22 protein-coding genes are annotated in these 21,074 nt (G+C 62.4%); 13 read left to right on the top strand and 9 right to left on the bottom strand.

Translation table 11 applies throughout. The features are described 5' to 3' along the window. Positions 1-9 precede the first annotated feature (9 nt). Complete coding sequence (locus QRN46_RS24340; RefSeq protein WP_007958721.1) at positions 10-813, top strand: ABC transporter permease; 804 nt, start codon at positions 10-12, stop codon at positions 811-813. After that, the gene (locus QRN46_RS24335) at positions 801-1,637 is read left to right on the top strand and encodes an ABC transporter ATP-binding protein (RefSeq protein ID WP_221615903.1); all 837 of its coding nucleotides are present in this window, start codon (positions 801-803) and stop codon (positions 1,635-1,637) included. The genes QRN46_RS24340 and QRN46_RS24335 overlap by 13 nt, the downstream gene beginning before the upstream one ends. Before the next feature lie 2 nt (positions 1,638-1,639). On the opposite strand, the gene QRN46_RS24330 is transcribed toward QRN46_RS24335, so the two are convergent. Beyond that, positions 1,640-2,716 (bottom strand): endonuclease/exonuclease/phosphatase family protein, encoded by a 1,077-nt coding sequence (locus QRN46_RS24330; protein ID WP_221615902.1) that lies wholly within the window; start codon positions 2,714-2,716, stop codon positions 1,640-1,642. Positions 2,717-2,790: 74 nt separating this feature from the next. Next, the gene (locus QRN46_RS24325; RefSeq protein ID WP_218189661.1) at positions 2,791-3,465 is read right to left on the bottom strand and encodes a YciC family protein; all 675 of its coding nucleotides are present in this window, start codon (positions 3,463-3,465) and stop codon (positions 2,791-2,793) included. A 178-nt stretch (positions 3,466-3,643) separates the two neighbouring features. Between QRN46_RS24325 and QRN46_RS24320 the strand changes: the two genes are divergently transcribed. The 3 genes from QRN46_RS24320 to QRN46_RS24310 all read left to right on the top strand — a co-directional run bounded on the left by QRN46_RS24320 (position 3,644) and on the right by QRN46_RS24310 (position 5,639). After that, a complete protein-coding gene (locus tag QRN46_RS24320) occupies positions 3,644-4,375 on the top strand; it encodes a DUF2076 domain-containing protein (RefSeq protein WP_285357751.1) in 732 nt (243 codons plus the stop codon). Between the two features lie 137 nt (positions 4,376-4,512). Further along, positions 4,513-4,992, top strand: a complete 480-nt coding sequence (locus QRN46_RS24315) for an NYN domain-containing protein (protein WP_007958730.1) — start codon at positions 4,513-4,515, stop codon at positions 4,990-4,992. 41 nt (positions 4,993-5,033) lie between these two features. Beyond that, positions 5,034-5,639, top strand: coding sequence for a 3'-5' exonuclease (locus QRN46_RS24310; RefSeq protein WP_285357747.1), 606 nt, complete (start codon positions 5,034-5,036; stop codon positions 5,637-5,639). A gap of 128 nt (positions 5,640-5,767) precedes the next feature. Here the strand turns inward: QRN46_RS24310 and QRN46_RS24305 are convergent, their stop codons facing one another. After that, a complete protein-coding gene (locus QRN46_RS24305; protein WP_221615899.1) occupies positions 5,768-6,223 on the bottom strand; it encodes an Lrp/AsnC family transcriptional regulator in 456 nt (151 codons plus the stop codon). Positions 6,224-6,386: 163 nt separating this feature from the next. Here QRN46_RS24305 and yedA point away from each other — a divergent pair, with 163 nt between their 5' ends. Further along, positions 6,387-7,337: a drug/metabolite exporter YedA gene (gene yedA / locus QRN46_RS24300; RefSeq protein ID WP_285357743.1), complete on the top strand. Its 951-nt coding sequence runs from the start codon at positions 6,387-6,389 to the stop codon at positions 7,335-7,337. Positions 7,338-7,389: 52 nt separating this feature from the next. Then, complete coding sequence (gene rhlE1, locus QRN46_RS24295; protein ID WP_285357740.1) at positions 7,390-8,730, top strand: RNA helicase RhlE1; 1,341 nt, start codon at positions 7,390-7,392, stop codon at positions 8,728-8,730. A 241-nt stretch (positions 8,731-8,971) separates the two neighbouring features. Here rhlE1 and QRN46_RS24290 read toward each other — a convergent pair whose 3' ends face one another. Together QRN46_RS24290 and QRN46_RS24285 are read right to left on the bottom strand one after the other, a co-directional pair. Then, a complete protein-coding gene (locus QRN46_RS24290; RefSeq protein WP_285357738.1) occupies positions 8,972-10,213 on the bottom strand; it encodes a TIGR03862 family flavoprotein in 1,242 nt (413 codons plus the stop codon). A gap of 175 nt (positions 10,214-10,388) precedes the next feature. Further along, positions 10,389-11,309: a histone deacetylase family protein gene (locus QRN46_RS24285; protein ID WP_285357735.1), complete on the bottom strand. Its 921-nt coding sequence runs from the start codon at positions 11,307-11,309 to the stop codon at positions 10,389-10,391. Positions 11,310-11,391: 82 nt separating this feature from the next. Here QRN46_RS24285 and QRN46_RS24280 point away from each other — a divergent pair, with 82 nt between their 5' ends. The 3 genes from QRN46_RS24280 to QRN46_RS24270 all read left to right on the top strand — a co-directional run bounded on the left by QRN46_RS24280 (position 11,392) and on the right by QRN46_RS24270 (position 13,527). Beyond that, positions 11,392-11,961, top strand: coding sequence for a GNAT family N-acetyltransferase (locus QRN46_RS24280; protein WP_285357732.1), 570 nt, complete (start codon positions 11,392-11,394; stop codon positions 11,959-11,961). 106 nt (positions 11,962-12,067) lie between these two features. Beyond that, entirely contained in the window at positions 12,068-12,937 is an 870-nt protein-coding gene (gene tesB, locus QRN46_RS24275) for an acyl-CoA thioesterase II (RefSeq protein ID WP_039771793.1), read from the top strand. Continuing rightward, complete coding sequence (locus tag QRN46_RS24270; protein WP_201818734.1) at positions 12,934-13,527, top strand: HAD family hydrolase; 594 nt, start codon at positions 12,934-12,936, stop codon at positions 13,525-13,527. The genes tesB and QRN46_RS24270 overlap by 4 nt, the downstream gene beginning before the upstream one ends. Before the next feature lie 29 nt (positions 13,528-13,556). Here QRN46_RS24270 and QRN46_RS24265 read toward each other — a convergent pair whose 3' ends face one another. From QRN46_RS24265 to QRN46_RS24250, 4 genes are all read right to left on the bottom strand, one after another. Beyond that, positions 13,557-14,510, bottom strand: a complete 954-nt coding sequence (locus tag QRN46_RS24265) for an alpha/beta fold hydrolase (protein ID WP_201818732.1) — start codon at positions 14,508-14,510, stop codon at positions 13,557-13,559. Beyond that, a complete protein-coding gene (gene ypfJ / locus QRN46_RS24260) occupies positions 14,511-15,398 on the bottom strand; it encodes a KPN_02809 family neutral zinc metallopeptidase (RefSeq protein WP_039771788.1) in 888 nt (295 codons plus the stop codon). Between the two features lie 190 nt (positions 15,399-15,588). Beyond that, on the bottom strand, positions 15,589-16,422 hold the full coding sequence (locus QRN46_RS24255; protein ID WP_201818728.1) for an aldo/keto reductase: 834 nt from the start codon (positions 16,420-16,422) through the stop codon (positions 15,589-15,591). Beyond that, a complete protein-coding gene (locus QRN46_RS24250; protein WP_285357726.1) occupies positions 16,406-18,142 on the bottom strand; it encodes an FAD-dependent oxidoreductase in 1,737 nt (578 codons plus the stop codon). The genes QRN46_RS24255 and QRN46_RS24250 overlap by 17 nt, the downstream gene beginning before the upstream one ends. 177 nt (positions 18,143-18,319) lie before the next feature. Between QRN46_RS24250 and QRN46_RS24245 the strand changes: the two genes are divergently transcribed. The 3 genes from QRN46_RS24245 (at position 18,320) to QRN46_RS24235 (ending at position 21,038) form a co-directional block, all read left to right on the top strand. After that, positions 18,320-19,096, top strand: a complete 777-nt coding sequence (locus QRN46_RS24245) for an IclR family transcriptional regulator (protein WP_201818724.1) — start codon at positions 18,320-18,322, stop codon at positions 19,094-19,096. Positions 19,097-19,277: 181 nt separating this feature from the next. Further along, a complete protein-coding gene (locus QRN46_RS24240; protein ID WP_201818722.1) occupies positions 19,278-20,093 on the top strand; it encodes a sugar phosphate isomerase/epimerase family protein in 816 nt (271 codons plus the stop codon). A gap of 66 nt (positions 20,094-20,159) precedes the next feature. Next, a complete protein-coding gene (locus QRN46_RS24235; protein ID WP_039771776.1) occupies positions 20,160-21,038 on the top strand; it encodes a DMT family transporter in 879 nt (292 codons plus the stop codon). The last annotated feature ends 36 nt before the right edge of the window (positions 21,039-21,074 follow it).

Genomic DNA, 21,074 nt, shown 5'->3' with positions numbered 1-21,074 from the left:
AGACTACTCATGTTCAAGCGCAATTCATGGCTGAGCCGCTGCATCACGCCGAAGACCGGGTTGCCGGTGCCGGTGGTGTGGAGCGCCAGCGGGCTGGCCTGGGTGTTGCTGGTCGGCCTGTGGGCCGGGTTGTCCTACGGCGGCATCGTGCCGGGGATGTTCCTGCCGACGCCCGGCGCGGTGGTCGAAGCCGCGGTGCGCCTGAGCCGCGACGGCACCCTTGGCCAGCATGTCTGGGCCAGTGTCGAAGTGGTGATGGTCGGTTTCATCGTGTCGTCGCTGGTGGCGGTGCCGCTGGGCCTGCTGATGGGCAGCTTTCGCATCGTCCAGGCGTTCCTCGAACCGTTGGTGAATTTCATCCGCTACCTGCCGGTGACCTCGTTCGTGCCGCTGTTCATCCTGTGGATTGGTATCGGTCTGGAGCAGCGGGTTTCGGTGATCATTTTCGGCGTGTTTTTCCAGCAACTGGTGATGATCGCGGACGTGTCCAAAGGCATCTCCAAGGACTTGATCAACGCCTCTTACACCCTCGGCTCCAACCGGCGTGACGCAGTGCTGCATGTGATCGCCCCGGCATCGTTGCCCGGTGTGCTCGACACCTTGCGGGTGACCATGGGCTGGGCCTGGACCTATCTGGTGGTCGCCGAACTGGTCGCCGCTTCCAGTGGCCTCGGCTACTTGAGCCTCAAGGCCATGCGCGGCTTTCAGGTCGATGTGATTTTTCTCGCCATCGCGATCATCGGCCTGCTCGGCCTGGTCACCGATCAACTGTTCCGCTTCTTGCGTTTGAGGATTGCCGCATGGGCTCAGTAACCGCTGCCAACCGTCGTTTCATCGAGCCGGTCGCCGAACCGGCACACGCCGCGCCAAGGTTGCAGGTGGACAAGGTCAGCCTGCGCTACACCAAACCCGGTGGCGGTACATTCACTGCGCTGGAAGAGGTGTCGTTCGAAGTGCCGGATCAGCAGTTCGCGGTGCTGGTCGGGCCGTCGGGCTGCGGCAAGTCGAGCCTGCTGTACCTCACCGCCGGCCTGGCGGAGCCGACTTCCGGCGAAATCTACGTCGGCGGCCAGCAAGTTCAGGGTCCCGGCGCGGATCGCGGGATGGTGTTCCAGAGCTACACGTTGTTCCCGTGGCTGACGGTGCGGCAGAACGTCGAATTCGGCCTCAAGCGTCGGGGCATGCCGGCGGCGCGGCGCAAGGAAATTGTCGATCACTATGTCCACGAAGTCGGCTTGTCAGGATTTGCCGACAACTACGCCAAGCAACTGTCTGGCGGCATGATGCAGCGGGTGGCGATTGCCCGGGCATTGGCCAACGATCCGCAGATCCTGCTGATGGACGAACCCTTCGGCGCCCTCGACAGCCAGACCCGCCTGCAAATGCAGCAGCTGTTATTGCGGGTGTGGGGCAACAGCAAGAAAACCGTGCTGTTCGTCACCCACGACATCGACGAAGCGATCCTGCTCGGCGATCGGGTGTATGTGATGGGCGCCAGGCCGGGGCGGATCAAGCAGATTCTGGATGTGCCGATCGAACGCCCACGCACGCTGGACATGGTGATGGAGCGCTCGTTCATCGACATGAAGCGGCAGATTTTCGGGCTGTTGCACGACGATCTCGAAGAGGCTCATTGAGGTCAGTTGGGTGGCAGGAGGAACCGCGCAATGACCGGCAAATGATCGGAGATGCGCAAGGTGTCGTCCTGCCGCACCGTGGCTTCGACCCGTTTGATCTTCGGGCTGTAGAACAGGTAATCGACCGTGCGGTCCGGGCCATTGAGGCCGGGGTCGTTGGGGTAATGGGTCAGCCACTTGGCGCGGTCGATGCCGCTGGCTTCGTTGTTGGTCGGGATCATCGGGTATTTGTCCCACAGCACATGCAGCGCACTGTCGGCGGAGTACGGCGTGCGCTGCTCGGTGGGCAGGCGCCGGTACTGGCCGAGCGGTAACAGATTGAAGTCCCCCCCGATCAGCCACGGCGTGCCGTGGCTTTCGTGTTTGTCGAGAACCTTGGCCACCGCTGTCACCTGCGCCTGCAAGGTGTCGTCCGGTTGGGTGGCGCGATCCAGATGGGTGTTGAACACCACCAGTTGCCCGCCATCGCTGAGCGGCAGGGTGGTGGCGAGCAGGGCATCTTTCGGCTGGAACTGACGGCTGATGAAATTCGCCGGCTGCACCGGCAATTGCAGGCGTTCGGCGTGTTCGATGCGGTAGCGGCTGAGGGTGGCGAGTTGCCGGCCGACGCTGCCGAAGATGTGCGGATCCGGGACGAAATCGGCCTTCCAGTCGAAGGCGTGGGCGCTGCACGGGTAGAGGTCGGTGAGGCGTTCCTGCAACAGCTTGAGCTGGTTCTGATAGTCGCTGGCCTTGGCGCCGTCATCCAGTTCCTGCAACAGCACCACGTCGGGCTGTTCGTCGCGGATCACCCGCGCCACTTCATCGAGGCTGAACGCCATGTCTTCCGGAGTCGGGGCTTCGTCGTCGCCTTGCGCCAGGTCATTCCAGAACACGTAGCGCTTGCCGGCCAGGTATTGCACGTTCCAAGTCATGACTTTCAGGGCCTGGCCGGGGACCAGCATCGGCGGTTGCCCGGTGCAACTGACCGGCAGGGTTTCCCGGGCGTCGGGGCGCCAGGTCAGGCTGTAGATCAGCGTGCCGATCAGGGCGAGGACGAACAGTACGGGCAACAGGATGTAGCGCAGTAGACGGGTCATGGCTCGGCTTATAGCGATACGGAAGTGGTCCCGAGCATACCCGAGACCCATCCATCAGCCCAAGCTCGGTGCAGTCAGACTATTCCGTCACGTTTGTCGGGCAATTCGCTGATCAGCATGAACAGGCGGAACAGCACCACGCTGGTGAACAGTTGCAGGAAGCTGTGGCCGCTGTCGATCAGCACCGCAATCAACGGATTCTGCGGATCGGGATAGACCTGCAAAGTCAGGCCCTTGAGCAGCCACAGCGGCCCCATCACACACAGAATGCACACCAGAATCCGCAGAAAATGCCCACGGCTCAGGCGCAGGCTTTCCTTCATGGCCTGCAACGGACCGTAACCGCGCAGCACCAGCAGATATTCACCGAAGGCCAGAGTGACCATCAGCCACAGCCCCGGCAGGAAGTACAGGGAAAGACCGAGCAGGATCAACAGCGTGTTCAGTGCAGTCAGCAGAGCGAAGCGCGGCCATAGACGAGCGGCCATCGCCAGCAGATCGCGGGTTTGCGGGGATTCGCCGCGGGTGCGGGCATCGAGGAAAAGAATCAGCGCGGCGGTGTACAGCGGATACACCAGCAGGCCGACGATCACGCTGATGGCCGAGTAGCCGTCCGGATCGCTGGCATGGTCTACCACCTGTTGCAGCACGGCTTCGACAATCACCAGCGGCAGGCACAACTGGACGATCCGGCCCAGATTGCGTTTGAAGAAATACAGGGAGTCGCGCAGCACATCGAAGGCATTCATCAGTCGGTATCGCAGGTCAAAAACAGTGGCCCACTTTAACCGATGATCCGTTTCGCTGCGCAAACGTAAACGTTCGGTAAAGGTCATTGAAACATTCTGTTGCTGCCTCCATTACAGAGGTGCGCCTTCTCCGACGTGGAGGAGGGCAACGTTATCCCCGGCAATCTACGAGGTCGCCATGAACAGCGAAGAACAAACCCTGATCGATGGACTGTTTTCCCGGCTGCAACAGGCCGAAACGGAGGCAGCCCCGCGCGACGCCCAGGCCGAGGCGCGGATCAAGGAACACCTGACGCGCCAGCCGGCCGCAGGTTATTTCATGACCCAGGCGATTCTGGTGCAGGAGGCTGCCCTCAAGAGCCTCGACGAACAAAACAAACAACTGACTCAACAGGTCAAGCAATTGCAGGCAGAACTGCAGTCGGCCAAGGCGCAGAGCGCGCTGCCGGCCTCCAGCGGTGGCGGCTTCCTGTCGAGCATCTTCGGTGGCAGCAGCCCGCGCCCGGCACCGACCCAGAGCGCCCCGGCCTCCACTGGCGGCTGGCGTGAACCGGCACCGCAGCAGAACTTCGGTGCGCCACCACCGGGTTATGGCCAGCAACAAGCGGCCCCGGCGGCGGGCAGCAGCTTCCTCGGCGGCGCCCTTAAAACAGCGGCCGGTGTGGCCGGTGGCGTGATGCTGGCGCAAGGCATCAGCAGCCTGTTCCATCACAACCAGCAGCCGGAAGAAATCGTCGAAGTCATCAAGGAAGAGCCGGCTCAAGTCAACGACCAGAGCAACAACGGCTGGGGTGATGATCAGCGCATGGCCAACAACGACTCCTACGGTAATGACCAGGGCGGCTTTACCGACACCGACTACAGCGATGACAACTCATCGTTCTTCGATGACGACGATTCCTTCGTCTGACTCACCATTCGTCCGGGGCGCCTGAGCGCCCCGGGCCGATTATTCGCGGAACCTTCCTTCGGGCTGGCATACTGAGCGCCTTTTTCGGGCCTGGTGCCTGATCCGGCTCATGCGCGTCAGCGCTCACAGGAACTCCGGTGAAAAAAATCGCAGTGTTCGCCGATGTGCAGAACCTCTACTACACCGTGCGTCAGGCCTATGGTTGCCACTTCAACTACGCGGCGCTGTGGGCGGATGTCAGCCAGCACGGGCAGATCGTCGAGGCCTACGCCTATGCCATCGACCGGGGCGACAGCAAACAGCAGCAGTTCCAGCAGATCCTGCGCAACCTCGGTTTCACCGTAAAACTCAAACCCTACATCCAGCGCAGTGACGGCTCGGCCAAGGGCGACTGGGACGTGGGCATCACCCTCGACATCATGGACGCCGCCGATCACGTCGACGAAATCGTCCTGGCCTCCGGTGATGGCGATTTCGACATGCTGCTCGAACGCATCATCAACAAACACGGCGTGCAAGCGGTGGCCTACGGCGTTCCCGGCCTGACGGCCAACTCGCTGATCCGCGCCGCCAGCCGTTACGTGCCGATCGAAGGCGCGCTGCTGTTGAAAAATTGAGCGCAAGCTCAAGCATTGATTTGGACGGAGTACCACCCGGTTTGGAACGCATTGCAGTCATCGACTTTGAAACCACCGGCATCTCGCCGAGCAGCAGCTGCCGGGCCACGGAAATCGCCGTGGTCATGCTGGAAAACGGCCGCATCGTCGAGCGCTACCAGAGCCTGATGAACGCCGGCGTCCGCATCCCGGCCTTCATCGAACAACTCACCGGCATCAGCAACGCCATGCTGCGCACCGCGCCTTCGGCGGAAAAGGTGATGAACGAAGTCAACGAATTCGTCGGCTGCACACCCCTGCTGGCGCACAACGCCGCGTTCGACCAGAAGTTCTGGGACTTCGAACTGGGCCGGATCAAACGCACCCGTTTGCAGAACTTCGCCTGCTCGCTGCTGCTGGCCCGCCGCCTGATGCCGGCGGCGCCGAACCACAAGCTCGGTACGCTCACGACCTTTGCCCAACTGCCGCATACCGGTCAGGCGCACAGGGCGATGGCGGATGCGGAGATGGCGGCGAATTTGCTGGCGCATCTGGCGGATGAACTGCGGCAAAAGCATGGGGTGCGGGAGCTATCGCACGACTTGCTATGCAAATTGCAGAAAGTGCCGGCAGCGAAAGTCGGCGAGCACCTGCAACGCTATCGCTGATTTTCAGGCAAACAGATTTTCCTGTGGGAGCGGGCTTGCCCGCGATGGCGTATTGTCTGTCAGCCAAATTGTCGGATGTGATGGCCTCATCGCGGGCAAGCCAGCTCCCACAGGGATCAACCCTTGCCTCAGGGTTTGCCGTTGCCCTCGATATGCCCCAACGGCACCCGCTTCTCTATCGCACTCGACAACACGATCGACGTCTTGCTGAACCCGAATTTCGCCACCCGGTTGATCAGCTCTTCCAGCTCGGTCATCGAGCCCACAGCCGCCTGCATGATCACGCACGGGTCGCCGGTGACGCGGTGGCATTCGGTGAGTTGTGGAATTCTGATCAGTTCGTCGTACACCTTCGGGTTGCCGTGCTGGTTCAGGCGCAGTTCGATGACGCACTGGATCGGCAGGCCGAGCTTGGCCATGTCGACTTTGGCCGAGTAGCCGGTGATGACGCCGCTGGCCTCGAGTTTGGCCACGCGCTCGGCGACGGCGGGGGCGGAGAGGTTCACTTTGCGGGCGAGGTCGGCGTAGGACGCGCGACCGTTTTCGAGCAGGGCGCCGAGCAGCATGCGGTCGTATTTGTCCAAGGTCGTACTCCTGAAATTGCCAGACTTTCGAAATCGCGGTTTTGGCCGTCGATCTCCGTGTTTTCAAAAGTGTACCGGCGCTATAAACAGGCTTTGTAACTTATTTTTAGCGGTTGGCCTTTCTAGAATAACCAATCCACTGAGTCTGACTTTCGAGCTGCCCATGTCTGCCTTGCGCCGTTTTTCCTTGCCCTTGATCGCTGCGTTTTTTGCGTTGTACGTGATTTGGGGATCGACCTATCTGGTGATCCGCATCGGCGTCGAGTACTGGCCGCCGCTGATGCTCGGCGGCGTGCGCTTCGTGATTGCCGGCACCCTGATGTACGCGTTCCTGCGCTGGCGCGGGGCACCGGCACCGACTTGGGCGCAGTGGAAAGCGGCGGGGATCATCGGGATTCTGTTGCTCAGTTTCGGCAACGGCGCGGTGACGCTGGCCGAGCACAGCGGCGTGGCGTCGGGTGTCGCGGCGTTGGCGGTGGCGACGGTGCCGCTGTTCACTTTGCTCTGCGGTTATCTCTGGGGGGCGCGCAACACCCGCCTGGAGTGGGCCGGGGTGGTGATGGGGATTATCGGCATCGCGATGCTCAACATGGGCTCCAACCTGCAATCGAGTCCGCTGGGCGCGGCGTTGCTGATTTTCGCGGCAGCGAGCTGGGCGTTCGGTTCGGTGTGGAGCAAATACCTGCCGCTGCCTCAAGGCGCAATGGCCAGTGCCGTGGAAATGCTGGTGGGCGGCGTGGTGCTGTTGATCGGCAGCGCGGCCAGCGGTGAACACCTGCAGGCCATGCCGCCGCTGGAAGGCTGGCTGGCGCTGGCGTACCTGATCTTCTTCGGCTCGATCATCGCCTTCAACGCTTACATGTATCTGTTGAAAAACGTTCGCCCGGCGGCGGCCACCAGCTATGCCTACGTCAACCCGGCGGTGGCGGTGTTGCTGGGGATCGTGTTTGTCGGCGAGACCATCGGCATCGAAGAGGCGCTGGCGATGCTGGTGATCATCGGCGCGGTGGTGCTGATCAGTCTCCCACAGTGGCGGCGTCCGGCGCGGCCACCAGTGGTCAGCGAGCCGACTGCCGCAGCGAAGGTCATAGCGACGGAGCAGCGTGCGAATTAGGGTAAACTGCGCGCCATCGCACACATGCTCTGATTTTTCCTACGGTACTCCCATGACTTTCGCCACCCTTGGCCTGATCGAACCCTTGCTGCGCTCCCTCGAGAAGCTCGGCTACCAGACCCCGACGCCGGTGCAGGCCCAAGCCATTCCGGCTGTGCTGGCCGGTCGTGACCTGATGGCCGCGGCCCAGACCGGCACCGGCAAGACCGCCGGTTTCGCCTTGCCGCTGCTGCAACTGCTGGCGATGGAAGGGCCGAAAGTCACCGCCAACTCGGTGCGCGCGCTGATTCTGGTGCCGACCCGCGAGCTGGCCGAGCAGGTCCACGAAGCCGTGCGTCAGTACGCAGAAAACCTGCCATTGCGCACTTACGCGGTGTACGGCGGCGTCAGCATCAACCCGCAAATGATGAAGCTGCGTGGCGGCGTCGATCTGTTGGTCGCGACCCCAGGCCGTTTGCTCGACCTGTTCCGCCAGAACGCGCTGAAATTCAACCAGTTGCAGGCTCTGGTGCTGGACGAAGCCGACCGCATGCTTGACCTGGGCTTTTCCGAAGAGCTGGCGAACATTTACCGCGCGCTGCCGAAGAAACGCCAGACACTGCTGTTCTCCGCGACCTTCTCCGATGACATCCGCCTGCTGGCCGGGCAGATGCTCAACGATCCGCAGAGCATCGAAGTCAGCCCGCGCAACGTGGCCGCCAACACTGTCAAGCAATGGGTGGTGACGGTGGACAAGAAGCGCAAGCCGAAACTGTTCGTGCACTTGATGCGCAAGAACAAGTGGAAGCAGGTGCTGGTGTTCGCCAAGACCCGTAATGGTGTGGACGCGCTGGTCGAGAAACTCCAAGGCCTGGGCGTGAACGCCGACGGCATCCACGGCGACAAGCCGCAAGCGACCCGGCAGCGGGCACTGGACCGTTTCAAACTGAGCGAAGTGCAGATTCTGGTGGCCACCGACGTGGCGGCCCGTGGTCTGGATATCGAAGACCTGCCGCTGGTGGTCAACTTTGATCTGCCGATCGTGGCCGAGGATTACATTCACCGTATCGGCCGCACTGGTCGCGCGGGTTCGACCGGTGAGGCGATTTCGCTGGTGTGTGCCGATGAAGTGAACATGTTGTCGGCGATTGAAATGCTGACTCGCAGCACATTGAAGCGTGAGATTGAGCCGGATTTCGTGCCCGAGCACCGCGTGCCGGACACCGATGCCAGTGGCCAGGTGATCAAGAAGCCGAAGAAACCGAAAAAGCCGAAAGCTTCCGGTGGCGGTGGTGGCAAGCGCAATCTGGGCAAGTGGGTGGACAGCGGCGAGACTCAGGCGCCGGAGCCTTCGATCAAGCCTGTGCGCAAGGTGCCGGTGTTCAATACCGGGCCGCGCAAGCGTAAGCCTTAAAGATTGCCTTAAAGATCAAAAGCCCCCTCACCCTAACCCTCTCCCGGGGGGAGAGGGGACTGACGGAGTTGTTTTTGCGAGTTACGCCGACCTGAAATACCGAGTCGACCTCTGGACTTAAAGAGCACTTAATCGATGAATCCATAATCGGCTCGGTCTTTCAGGTCGATGTATGACGCCAGACACCGCGGTCGGCTCCCTCTCCCTCCGGGAGAGGGCTGGGGTGAGGGGTGAGGGCGACTCAGCTTTTACGTCGTAACCAGTCCAGCATTCCCAACCCCGCCGCCCGGCCACTGGCAAAACACGCCGTCAGCAAATACCCACCCGTCGGTGCTTCCCAATCCAGCATCTCCCCCGCACAGAACACCCCCGGCAACGCCTTGAGCATCATCCGCTCATCCATCGCCTCGAACGTCACCCCGCCGGCACTGCTGATCGCCTCATCCAGCGGCCGGGTTTTCACCAGCGTCAGCGGCAAGGCTTTGATCGCCCGGGCCAACAACGCCGGATCGGCAAACGTTGCAGCATCAGTGAGTTCTCGCAACAGCGCCGCTTTCACCCCATCAATCCCCACCTGACTGTGCAGGTGCTTGGCCATCGAGCGCGAACCCGGTGGTTTGCTTAGTGCCGCCTGCAATTTATCCACAGGGCGGCCGGGCAGCAGGTCGATGTGAATGGTCGCGGCACCGTGCACATTGATCGCCTCACGAATCGGCGCCGACAGCGCGTAGATCAGGCTGCCCTCGATGCCGGTCGCGGTAATCACGCATTCACCCAGACGAGGGACGTCGTCGTTCAAACCGATGGCGATATTTTTCAGCGGCGCGCCGGCGAATTTGCTGACCATCACTTCGCTCCAGGCCTGCACCTCGAAGCCGCAATTGCTCGGCTGCAACGGCGCCAGGCCTACACCGCGCTGCTCCAGCGGCAGCATCCACGCGCCGTCGGAGCCAAGCCGCGACCAGCTGCCGCCGCCGAGGGCGAGCAAGGTGGCGTCGGGGTTGAGGGTTTTCTCGCCTTCCGGGCTGTCGATGCGCAGCGCCCCGTTTTCATCCCAGCCGAGCCAGCGGTGGCGGGTGTGGATAACCACGCCGCTGTCGCGCAGGCGCTTGAGCCAGGCGCGCAGCAGCGGTGCGGCTTTCATGTCGGTGGGGAACACCCGGCCGGAGCTGCCGATGAAGGTTTCGATGCCCAGTTCATGGATCCAGCGGCACAGTGCGTCGGCGTCGAACGCTCGCAGCAGCGGGGCGATGTTCGGGGCGCGTTCGGCGTAGCGCGAGAGGAAGGCCGGCCAGGCTTCGGAATGGGTGATGTTCATGCCGCCGACCCCGGCCAGTAGGAACTTGCGGCCCACCGAGGGCATGCCGTCGTACAGGTCGACGCGGACTCCGCCCTGGCTCAGCACTTCGGCGGCCATCAGGCCGGCGGGGCCACCGCCGATGATGGCGACGTGAGCGGAAGGGGCGGCGGAAGTCTGGGTCATGGCAGCGGCAATAGCGTGGCGGAATAAGCCGCGCATTCTAGCAGCAGCGACCCTCGTCAGGTCTGATCAAAAAACAACCAGTGCGCTGCAGGCCATGTTCAGCATGGGCTGTAGTCCCTTTCGCTCAGGTTATCCACAGGCCGTTCCACAGCCATTGTGGGTAACGCAGCACAACTCAATGACAACCCGATGACTGCCAGACGCGCTGCGCACTGTGATGCAGGATCCCGTGACGGCGGGCGAGGGCGTGGCGATCCTTGCTGTAACCGCCGCCGATCACCCCGACCACCGGGATGTCGCGGCCCAGGCAGTGGCGCATCACGCTTTCATCGCGGGCGGCGACGCCTTCGTCGGTCAGTTGCAGATAACCGAGGGCGTCGTCCTTGTGCACGTCGACGCCGGCGTCGTACAGCACCAGATCCGGCTGATACAGCGGCAGCAGATAGTTGAGCGCGTCATCGACAACCTTCAAGTAGTCGGCGTCGCCCATGCCGTTGGGCAGCGGAATGTCCCAGTCGCTTTCGGCCTTGCGTGCAGGAAAGTTCTTCTCGCAGTGCAGGGAAACGGTGATCGCTTCCGGGGTGTTGTGCAGAATTCGTGCAGTGCCGTCGCCCTGATGCACGTCGCAGTCGAAGATCAGCACCCGGTTCACCCGGCCGCTTTGCAGCAGGTAGTGGCTGATGATCGCCAGGTCATTGAAGATGCAGAACCCGGCGGGGTAATCGTAGTGGGCGTGATGGGTGCCACCGGCGAGGTGACAGGCCAGGCCATGTTCCAGGGCTTTCTCTGCCGCGAGAATCGAACCGCCGACCGCCCGCACCGTGCGTCGGGCCAGCGCTTCGTTCCACGGCAGACCGAGGCGCCGCTGGTCTTCGCGGGACAACTCGCCACTCATGTAGCGCTCGATATAACTGCGGTCATGGGCCAGGGCGAGAATGTCGGCAGGGCACAGTTCAGGGCGCAGCAGGTCTTCGTCGCGGGTCAGGCCGCTGTCCACCAGGTGATCGCGCAGCAGGCGGAACTTGTCCATGGGGAAGCGGTGTTCCGCCGGGAATTCCGGGCTGTAGTCTTCGTGGTAGATCAGCGGCAACGGCATGGTGGACTATTCATAAAGGCTGCAGGAAAGAGTGCAAAGCCTAACAGCGATGTAGACTGACGGCATCAAGCGGAGGGGCGGGATGGAACCGATACTGGAGCTGGAAAGCGCAAGGCTGCTGATGCGCCAATGGCAGGACGAGGATTTGCCGGCGTTCGCGGCAATGTGCGCCGACCCGCAGGTGATGCGCTACTTCCCCGCGCCCTTGAGCCGGCTGGAAAGCGCCGCGCTGATCGGCCGGGTGCGCGGACATTTCGCCGAGCACGGTTACGGCCTGTGGGCGCTGGAGCGCAAGGACAGCGGCGAGTTCATCGGTTTTACCGGGCTCGGCGTGGTCGGCTTCGATGCGCCGTTCACACCCGCGGTGGAAATCGGTTGGCGGCTGGCCAAGGATCACTGGGGCCTTGGATATGCCAGCGAGGCGGCGTGGACCGCGCTGCGCTGCGGTTTTGACCGGTTGGCCCTGAAGGAGATCGTGTCTTTCACCGCGCAGAGCAATCTGCCGTCGGAAAAAGTCATGCAGGCGATCGGCATGCATCACGATCCAGCCGACGATTTTGATCACCCGAAACTGGCGGTCGACCATCCGTTGCGTCGACATGTGTTGTACCGCATCACCCGGGAGCAATGGCTGCAGACCTTGCATGGCTAAGCCGACACGGACGTTTACAATGGCGCGATCATTGGCTCGCGCCAGAATCTGAATTGGCCGCCGCAGTCAGGACTGCGCGGCATAGCGTTGTGTGAGGAGAGTCTGAATGAGCCAAGTGTTGGAAGATCTGGTGGATCTGCTGACCCTCGAACCGATCGAGGAAAACCTGTTCCGTGGTCGCAGTCAGGATCTGGGCTTTCGCCAGTTGTTCGGCGGCCAGGTGCTCGGCCAGTCGCTGTCGGCGGCCAGTCAGACCGTTGAAGAAGCGCGTCATGTGCATTCGATGCACGGTTATTTCCTGCGTCCTGGCGATGCCAAGTTGCCGGTGGTCTACTCGGTGGACCGCGTGCGTGACGGCGGCAGTTTCAGCACCCGCCGCGTGACCGCGATCCAGAAGGGCCACCCGATTTTCACCTGCAGCGCTTCGTTTCAGTACGACGAAGAAGGCTTTGAACACCAGAGCCAGATGCCGCAAGTGGTCGGCCCGGAAAACCTGCCGTCGGAGCTGGAACTGACCCAGCAACGTGCGCACCTGATCCCGGAACACATGCGCGAAAAGCTGCTGTGCCCGAAGCCGATCGAAGTGCGCCCGGTCACTGAAAAAGACCCGTACAACCCGCAACCGGCGGACCCGATCAAGTACGTGTGGTTCCGTGCCGACGGCGCGTTGGCCGATATTCCAGCGCTGCACAAATATCTGCTGGCCTACGCCTCGGACTTCGGTCTGCTGACCACCTCGATGCTGCCCCACGGCAAATCGGTCTGGCAGAAAGACATGCAGGTCGCCAGCCTCGACCACGCATTGTGGTTCCACAACGATCTGCGCGCCGATGACTGGTTGCTCTACGCCATGGACAGCCCATGGGCCGGCAACTCTCGCGGGTTCTCCCGTGGCAGCGTGTTCAACCGCGCCGGGCAACTGGTGGCGTCGGTGACCCAGGAAGGCCTGATCCGTCATCGCAAGGACTGGGCATGAGTCTGGCGGAGGTGCGGCACTGGGTGTTCGACATGGACGGCACCCTGACCGTCGCCGTGCACGACTTCGCGGCGATTCGCGTGGCGCTGGCGATCCCGCCGGAGGATGACATCCTCACCCACCTCGCGGCGTTGCCGGCCGAGGAAGCAGCGGCGAAACATGCGTGGCTGCTGGAACATGAACGCGATCTGGCGCTCGGCTCGACCCCGGCGGTCGGTGCCGTGGAGCTGGTGCGCGACCTGCACGCCCGGGGCTATCGCCTCGGTATCCTGACCCGCAATGCGCGGGAGCTGGCCCATGTGACGCTGGAGGCCATCGGCCTGGCTGACTGTTTTGCGGTGGAGGATGTGCTGGGTCGTGATGAAGCACAGCCAAAACCGCATCCCGGTGGCCTGCTGAAACTGGCCGAGGCCTGGCAAGTGCCGGCGAGCGAGATGGTGATGGTCGGTGATTACCGGTTTGATCTTGATTGCGGCCGGGCCGCGGGGGCGCACACGGTGCTGGTAAACCTGCCGGATAATCCGTGGCCGGAGCTGACCGACTGGCATGCGAAGGATTGTGTGGAGTTGCGGCGGATGTTGTTCGCCTGAAAAGAAACGGGGGCTTCGGCCCCCGTTTTTTATTGCTCGAACAGTGCTTTCTGGCCTTCCGGCGAGGTCAGCATGCCGTCGCCGTTATGCCCGACGCCGGGCACTTCGATCAGTCGCTGATTGACCCCTTCAGGGTGACGACGCAGCAAGTAACCGAAAAACAGCTTCCCGCGCTCCAGTCGATATGCCCCTTGGGCTTTGGCGGCGCAACTCTTGTCCAGCGCCGGATGTTGCGGGTCGGTGTCCTGCTGGCCCAGCAGATAAATTACCTCGCGTTTGACGTAACGGCCTTCAAGCTGCGCGGGCGTTTGCCCACCCGAGTAGATCGGCGGGTCCATCAGTCCGTACTTCCAGCGGTTGAAACCCGGACACTTCGCATGATCGAAGGCCACGGGGCGTTGCTCATTGAAGTAGGCGTAGGACGACGGGTTGGCGACCACGTAGCGCAAGCGAATGCCTTCGGTCTTGAGCGCCGGTTGTTCCTGGGCCAGCAGCGCATAACGCTGCACCACCTGCGCGCCGCCGGAGTGACCGAAGATCACGATCTGCTTCACGTCTGGAAACTGCTTGCGATCGCTCAGCCGCCCGACGATTTCGTCCAGTGCGGCGTAGGAACTCAGCGGGTTCGGCCCTGTGGATAACCCGCCGCCCATCCAGTCGTTGCCTTGCCAGCGCAGCACGCTGGCGGGTAACGAGTAGAGCGACACATCGCTTTCGTTGAGAAACTGCGGGGCGATCACCAGGGTGTTGGCGGTTTGCCCGGCCAGTTCCGCCGCGACTTCACCGCTTTTGCGATAGGTCTCGGCGTTACGCAGACGGCCATGAATGACGATCAGCACGCGCTCGATTTTCGCCGGCGCCGGGCCGATGCCCACCGCCATTTCGCCGGCCTGCAATTGCAGGCGCCCGGGACTGATTGCGTCGACGCCGGCCGCTTGGGCGGTGCCGCCGATGAACAGTAAAGCCAACAGCCATTTATGCATTTACAGGTTTTTCGCCGCAAAGGTATCGCACTGGCCGACCTGGCCCTGGGCGAATCCGGTTTTGAACCAGCGCACCCTTTGCGCCGACGTACCGTGGGTAAACGAGTCCGGCACCACGCGGCCCTGACCCTGTTGTTGCAGGCGATCATCACCGATGGCGTTCGCTGCGTTCAAGGCTTCTTCGATGTCGCCCGGTTCCAGCCAGTTCAAGCGTTTCTGCGCGTTGTAGGCCCAGACCCCGGCCAGACAATCGGCTTGCAGTTCCTGACGCACAAGCAGTCCGCCGTCACCTTCCATCTGCCGGCCTTGCTGGCGGGCTGTCTGAATTTTCGCCGAGACACCGAGAAGCGTCTGCACATGGTGTCCGACTTCATGAGCGATCACGTAGGCCTGGGCGAAGTCGCCGGCGGCCTTGAAGCGTTGGGCCATTTCCTGGAAGAACGCCATGTCGAGATAGACTTTCTGGTCCGCCGGGCAATAGAACGGGCCGGTGGCCGAGGTCGCCAGACCGCAGGCGGAATTGACCCGGTTGCTGAACAGCACCAGGGTCGGATCCTTATATTGCCGGCCGGCCTGCTGGAAGATCGCGCCCCAGGTGTCTTCGGTGTCGCCGAGGATCGAGCGCACGAATTCGGCCTGTTCATCGTTGGCCGGCGGTGCCTGACGGGTTTGCGAAGTAGGGGCCGATTGTTCGGTCATCTGCCCGGTGAGCTGGCCGAGAATCTGCAGCGGGTCCTGGCCGGTGATCCAGCCGATGCCGACGATCAGCAGGATCGCCCCGAGACTCAGCCCCTTGCCACCGCCGAAGCGCATGCCACCGCCACCACCCATGTCATCGCCACGGGCATCGACGACGTTGTCACTGCGTCGGCCTTTTTTCCATAGCATGTGGGAATCCTCTGTCTGATCGTGGTGATGAGTGTTGCTGGTGTGTGAGTGTGGCGCCACTCCGGTCGTCCGTCTATTCGTACACACGCACAAAGGCCCGGCCTCGGGGTGACGAGGTCGGGCCTGTTATTGACGGGCAGGAGCGCCGGGAATTCAATCCGCCGGCGGATTTCTTTCGCCGGGTCAGGTATCAGCGGTCGAAGGCATCCCACACCGGCGCGAAGTCCGGGCTGACCTGACGTTCGCGCTTGGGCAGCGCGGCGATCAGCGCCCGGTCGTCATCATCCAGTTCGACATTCAGCGAGGCCAGGTTGGCCAGTTGATTGGTCTTGCTGCTGGCCTTGGGAATCGCCGCGACGTTGTCCTGATCCAGCAGCCACTTCAGCGCGATCTGAGTCGGCAGCACGCCGTGTTTTTCGGCGATCTGCTGAATCTGTGGAATCTCCGAGACCTTGTTGCGCGCCAGTGGCGTGTAGGCCGTCAGCGCCAGATCGTGTTGACGGGCGTAGTCGAGCAGGGCGTTTTGTCCGAGCAGGACGTGGTACTCGATCTGGATGGCTGACAGAGGGATGCCGTATTCCTCGACGACTTTGCGCAGCAGCGGCAGCGGAAAGTTCGCCACACCGATGTTGCGAGCCAGACCTTGCTCCTTGAACGACGCGAGGGTTTCAAGGGTGTGCGGCAGGTCCCAGTCAGTGGTCGGCCAATGGATCATGAACAGATCGACATATTCGCTGCGCAAGGCCTTGAGGCTGCGATCCAGCGAGTGACGCATGGCGTCCGGTTGCAACTGATCCCACCAGACCTTGGTGGTGACGTGGATCTGCTCGCGGGGTGTCGGGGTATTCGCCAAGGCTTGTCCGACTGCGTCTTCGTTGTTGTAGGCGGCTGCCGTGTCGATGTGGCGGTAACCGAGTTCCAGCGCTTGCTCCACGGCGCGGGTGCATTCGTCGCCAAGCATCGGCCAGGTGCCGAGGCCGAGTTTTGGCAGGTTCAGTCCTTGTCTGTTAACGATGTGCTGCATGGTCGATCTCCTGTTCGAAAGCCGTGACGCCCGCCATGTGCCGGGCGGCGATGTAACCGAACGTCAGCGCCGGTCCGAGGTTGATCCCGCCCGCCGGGTAATGCCCGCCCATGATGCTGGCCATGTCGCCACCGGCGGCGTACAGCCCGGGGATAGGCCGGTCTTCGGTGTCGAGCACTTGTGCATGCGGGTTGACCTTGAGCCCGGCGAAGGTGCCGAAGCAACCAGGCTGCACCTTCACCGCGTAGAACGGGCCTTGTTCTATAGGGGCCACGCACGGGTTGGGCTGTTGTGCCGGATCGCCCTGTTTGCGGTTGTACGGGGTCGAGCCGCGACCGAACAACGGGTCTTTGCCGTGCCGGGCATGGTGGTTGTAGTCATGCAGAGTGGCGCGTAAACCGATCGGATCGATGCCGCATGCGGTGGCCAATCCCTCAAGGGTATTGCCGGTTTTCAGATAGCCGCTGCGGATAAAACCTGACACCGGAACCGGAAACGGACGAGACATGCCGAGCCCGTAACGCCGCTGGAACGCGCGGGTGCAGATCAGCCAGGACGCGACCTCTTCGCCTTCGGGAGCTGCAGCGACCATGGCGCTGACATAGTCGTAATAGCCGTTGGCTTCGTTGACGAAGCGCTGGCCGTTGCGCAGCACGCCGATGACGCCCGGTTTGCCACGTTCGATGATGTGCGGGAAATGGCCGATGCTGCCGTCGGAATGTGGCACCTGCGAGACCGGGGCCCAGGCGACTGGCGAGGCCACATCGGTGTTGACCCGGCCCCCGACGGTTTCACCCAGTCGCAGGCCGTCGCCATTAACTCCCAAGGGTGGCAGCGCCCAATGTTCATGACCGGTGGGCGTACGAGGCAACAACGCTCTGCGCCGCTCGATGTCATTGGCGAACCCACCAGCGGCGAGCACCACGGCTTTGCGGGCATGGACATTGAGCGGGCCTTTTGTGGTGTTCACGCGAGCGCCGGTGATGCGTGATTCATCGCGCAGCAGTTCGGTCACCGGTGCCGACTCCCACAGCAGAACGCCGAGGTCTTCGGCGGATTTCCCCAGCCGCGCCACCAGCGCCACGCCGTTGACCAGTTGCATCGCCCGGCCGTGCAGTGCCAGGTCCAGCAGGTGGCGAGTGAAACGTCGGGTCACGTGCCAGGCTGCCGACAACGAGCGAGTCAGATTGAGAAACGCCGACAGGTCCGCACCGGCCATGATCGGCATGCCCATGAACGATGTTTCGCGCATGGTTGTGCGAAGACGCTTGAGCAGGCGCCCGACCTTTCGTCCGTCATAGGGGGCGGCAATCACCGAGCGTCCGCCGTTGCCGGCGCCCGGTGTTTCACCGTGGATGTCGGCGATGGCGTTGCCGTCGGCGAATTGCAGGGCGGTGTGTTGTTCGAAGAACGCCACCATACGCGGGCCGGCCTCAAGGAAGGCGTCGATCATGGCTGGGTCGTAATGCTCGCCGAGTTCGTGGCGCAGATAGGTGCGCGGCAGTTCCACGTCTTCAACGATCCCGGCGCGCCGGGCCAGCGGATTGCACGGCACCCATGCCCAGCCGCCGGACCACGCGGTAGCGCCGCCGAACACGGGATCCTTTTCCACCACGATGACCTTCAAGCCATGCCAGGCGGCGGTGACGGCGGCCGACAAACCGGCGGCGCCGGAGCCGACCACTAGAACGTCGCAGTCGATATCGGGAAGGGCAGGCATCAGCAAGGGCTCCAGCAATCAATTATTTTTAGAATCATGTTTCAGAAAATAACCAGTGAGGAGGAAGCAGATCAACTGACTGACGCGCAAAGTGGGCGGTTATCGGACGCCGGGTTCCAGATTTCGCATTCCTCGGGATGTCTTCTAGAATCGGCGAAATTTCATCGAGAGCGCACCATGGCCGGCAGTCAAATCGAACGGGTTTTCAGCGTGCTGGAAAGCCTCACCAGTGATCCGCGCGGGCTGCCGATGCAGACCCTGGCCGAGCAACTGGACATTCCGAAGAGCGCGACGCACCGCTTGCTCGCCGAGCTGATTCGCCTGGGGTATGTGCGGCAGAATCCGGAAACGTTGCGTTATCACCTGTCGACCAAACTGGTTGCCATGGGCTTTCAGTACCTGTCGAGCAGCGGTGCCGATATCGTGCAGCCGGTGCTCGATCGGCTGGCCCAGGAAACCGGTGAGCTGGTGCGTCTGGGCGTGATCGACGGCGAGCGCCAGACCTGGATCGCCAAGGCCCAGGGCGCGCGCATCGGTCTGCGTTACGACCCGGACATGGGCCGCGATGCGCCGCTGTTCTACACCGCGTCGGGCCATGCGTGGCTGGCGTGCATGAGCGATGCCGAGGCGTTGTCGCTGGTCGAGCGCCAGGGCGCGGAGGTGCCGGCGGATATCGGGCCGAACGCGCCGCGCTCCAATATTGAACTGCTAGAACGCCTGCGCGTGGCACGGGAACAGGGCTATGCCTGTGTCGAGGAAAGTTCGGCGGTAGGCACTTCGGCGATTGCCGCCGTAGTGAAACATCCCGCCGATGGCCGGGTGATCGGCGTGCTCAGCATCGCCGGCCCCAGCGCCCGGATGCCGGGGGTGCGATTGCATGACCTGGCGCCGTTGCTACTGACGTTTACCGAGGAATTGTCGGCAGCCAGCCTGGCCTCGGAGTTGTTCGTTTAAACAAAGCTGTGCGCTGTTCGCCCACTTTTCAATCAGGTGGGTGGGATAATCTGGAACCGGGTTCTAAATTGTCGATGGAGTGGCTATTCCCACAACAATCACAAGAGGATCGCACCTTGAACCCGCCCCTTCGAATCGGCATTGGCTACGCCACTTCACCGGAATTGGCCGAGGCGCGGCCATGAGCGAGCGAATTCTGTCCCTGGCCAGCCTGACCGTCCTCGAATTGTCGCCACCCGACATGGTCGAGGTCGCGGCCCGTGCCGGTTACAGCCATGTCGGCCTGCGCCTGGAGCCGGCGACGCCCGAGGAGTATCACTTCCCGTTGGTAGCCGATGGCGATTTGCGGCGTCAGACACTGGCGCGTTTGCGTGACACCGGAATCGGCGTGCTCGACGTGGAAATCCTTCGATTGAAACCGCAGACAGTGGTCGCGGATTTCGAGCCACTGCTCAGCGTTGGCGCGGAGTTCGGCGCCAGTGAATTGCTGGTCGCCGGTAACGATCCTGACGAACAGCGGCTCACCGATCATTTCGCAGCACTGTGCGATCTGGCAGCGCCCTACGGTTTGCATCCGCATCTGGAATTCATGCCGTGGACCGATGCGCGCAATCTCGAACAGGCATTGCGCGTCGTCGACAACGCCGGGCGCGAAAACGGTGCGGTGCTGGTGGATGCGTTTCACTTTGACCGCTCCGGTTCGCGGCTGGAAGATCTGGCCGGTGTGCCGGCTTCGCGGCTGCGCTACGCACAGTTGTGCGATGTTGCCGGGCCGAGGCCAACGGACATGGCCGAGATCTTGCGTCAGGCTCGCAATGAGCGCCGGTTTCCCGGCGAGGGCGATTGTGACCTGATCGGGTTGTTGCACAGTCTTCCGGCTAACCTTCCCCTGAGTCTGGAAATTCCCACGGTCAAATTGCTGGAGCAGGGCGTGAGCGGATTGCAGCGGGCGCAAATGGCGATCGACCGGACACGGGAATTGTTGGCCCGGCTTTAAGTCTGCTTCAAGGGGCGAGGGCGCCTGCGTCCTCGTCACCGTTTATTTTTCATTCAGAGAGAGCCAATGACCGTCAGCACTCCGCTTTCCGGCGTCAACCAACCCTTCAAGGGGATCTTGCTGATTGTCGTGGCAACCTTCCTGTTCTCCAGCCACGACGCGCTGTCGAAATACCTTTCGGGTTTTTATCCGATCGTGATGGTGGTGTGGGCGCGGTATCTGGTGCACACGCTGCTGATGGCGGGGATTTTCCTGCCGCAGTCCGGGCTGCGCGTGCTGCGCACCAAACGCCCGTTGTGGCAGTTGGCACGGGCGTTGTGCCTGCTGGGCACCAGTCTTTTTTTCACCACGGCGTTGCTGTACATCCCGCTGGCCGAAGCCACGGCGGTCAACTTTCTTGCGCCGGTGCTGGTGACGGCGCTGTCGGTGCCGCTGCTCAAGGAACGGGTGACGCGCGGTCAGTGGATCGCGGTGGTGTGCGGGTTCATCGGGGTGCTGATCATCGTCCATCCGGGCGGTGACTTGTTTACCCCGGCAATTCTGTTGCCGTTCTGCTCGGCGCTGTTTTTCTGCTTCTATCAGTTGCTCACCCGCAAGCTCGCGGAAGTCGACAGCCCGACCACCAGCAACTTTTTCGCCGGGCTGTGCAACACGCTGGTGATGAGTGCACTGGTGCCGTTCTTCTGGCAGGTGCCGAGCCTGGGGCATGCGTTGTTGATGCTGGCGCTGGGCAGTTGCGGAATGACCGCGCACCTGTTTCTGACCCAGGCATTCCGCCATGCCGCGCCGGCGTTGCTGGCGCCGTTCGGTTATTGCCAGATCGTGTTTGCGGGGTTGCTGGGCTGGTTGCTGTTTGCTCACACGCCAACCCTGATGACGGTGATCGGGATCGCGGTGATCTGTTGCAGCGGGCTGGCGGCAGCGTGGCAGCAGAGCCGGCGCTAAAAGCAAAACCGGCCTGAAAACAGGCCGGTCGGTGCA

The organism is Pseudomonas sp. lyk4-R2A-10, assembly GCF_030209075.1.
In the GTDB taxonomy this organism is placed as follows: Bacteria; Pseudomonadota; Gammaproteobacteria; order Pseudomonadales; family Pseudomonadaceae; genus Aquipseudomonas; species Aquipseudomonas glycinae.
The sequence above is the reverse complement of the archived record's forward strand: the minus strand, read 5'-3'. Positions and strand labels throughout refer to the sequence as shown.

What these genes read in the sequence shown, in the direction of transcription:
- QRN46_RS24340 (WP_007958721.1), top strand. Translation starts at nt 10, where the DNA reads ATGTTCAAGCGCAATTCATGGCTGAGCCGCTGCATCACGCCGAAGACC.
- QRN46_RS24335 (WP_221615903.1), top strand. Translation starts at nt 801, where the DNA reads ATGGGCTCAGTAACCGCTGCCAACCGTCGTTTCATCGAGCCGGTCGCC.
- QRN46_RS24330 (WP_221615902.1), bottom strand. Translation starts at nt 2,716, where the DNA reads ATGACCCGTCTACTGCGCTACATCCTGTTGCCCGTACTGTTCGTCCTC.
- QRN46_RS24325 (WP_218189661.1), bottom strand. Translation starts at nt 3,465, where the DNA reads ATGAATGCCTTCGATGTGCTGCGCGACTCCCTGTATTTCTTCAAACGC.
- QRN46_RS24320 (WP_285357751.1), top strand. Translation starts at nt 3,644, where the DNA reads ATGAACAGCGAAGAACAAACCCTGATCGATGGACTGTTTTCCCGGCTG.
- yedA (WP_285357743.1), top strand. Translation starts at nt 6,387, where the DNA reads ATGTCTGCCTTGCGCCGTTTTTCCTTGCCCTTGATCGCTGCGTTTTTT.
- rhlE1 (WP_285357740.1), top strand. Translation starts at nt 7,390, where the DNA reads ATGACTTTCGCCACCCTTGGCCTGATCGAACCCTTGCTGCGCTCCCTC.
- QRN46_RS24290 (WP_285357738.1), bottom strand. Translation starts at nt 10,213, where the DNA reads ATGACCCAGACTTCCGCCGCCCCTTCCGCTCACGTCGCCATCATCGGC.
- QRN46_RS24285 (WP_285357735.1), bottom strand. Translation starts at nt 11,309, where the DNA reads ATGCCGTTGCCGCTGATCTACCACGAAGACTACAGCCCGGAATTCCCG.
- QRN46_RS24280 (WP_285357732.1), top strand. Translation starts at nt 11,392, where the DNA reads ATGGAACCGATACTGGAGCTGGAAAGCGCAAGGCTGCTGATGCGCCAA.
- tesB (WP_039771793.1), top strand. Translation starts at nt 12,068, where the DNA reads ATGAGCCAAGTGTTGGAAGATCTGGTGGATCTGCTGACCCTCGAACCG.
- QRN46_RS24270 (WP_201818734.1), top strand. Translation starts at nt 12,934, where the DNA reads ATGAGTCTGGCGGAGGTGCGGCACTGGGTGTTCGACATGGACGGCACC.
- QRN46_RS24265 (WP_201818732.1), bottom strand. Translation starts at nt 14,510, where the DNA reads ATGCATAAATGGCTGTTGGCTTTACTGTTCATCGGCGGCACCGCCCAA.
- ypfJ (WP_039771788.1), bottom strand. Translation starts at nt 15,398, where the DNA reads ATGCTATGGAAAAAAGGCCGACGCAGTGACAACGTCGTCGATGCCCGT.
- QRN46_RS24255 (WP_201818728.1), bottom strand. Translation starts at nt 16,422, where the DNA reads ATGCAGCACATCGTTAACAGACAAGGACTGAACCTGCCAAAACTCGGC.
- QRN46_RS24250 (WP_285357726.1), bottom strand. Translation starts at nt 18,142, where the DNA reads ATGCCTGCCCTTCCCGATATCGACTGCGACGTTCTAGTGGTCGGCTCC.
- QRN46_RS24245 (WP_201818724.1), top strand. Translation starts at nt 18,320, where the DNA reads ATGGCCGGCAGTCAAATCGAACGGGTTTTCAGCGTGCTGGAAAGCCTC.
- QRN46_RS24240 (WP_201818722.1), top strand. Translation starts at nt 19,278, where the DNA reads ATGAGCGAGCGAATTCTGTCCCTGGCCAGCCTGACCGTCCTCGAATTG.
- QRN46_RS24235 (WP_039771776.1), top strand. Translation starts at nt 20,160, where the DNA reads ATGACCGTCAGCACTCCGCTTTCCGGCGTCAACCAACCCTTCAAGGGG.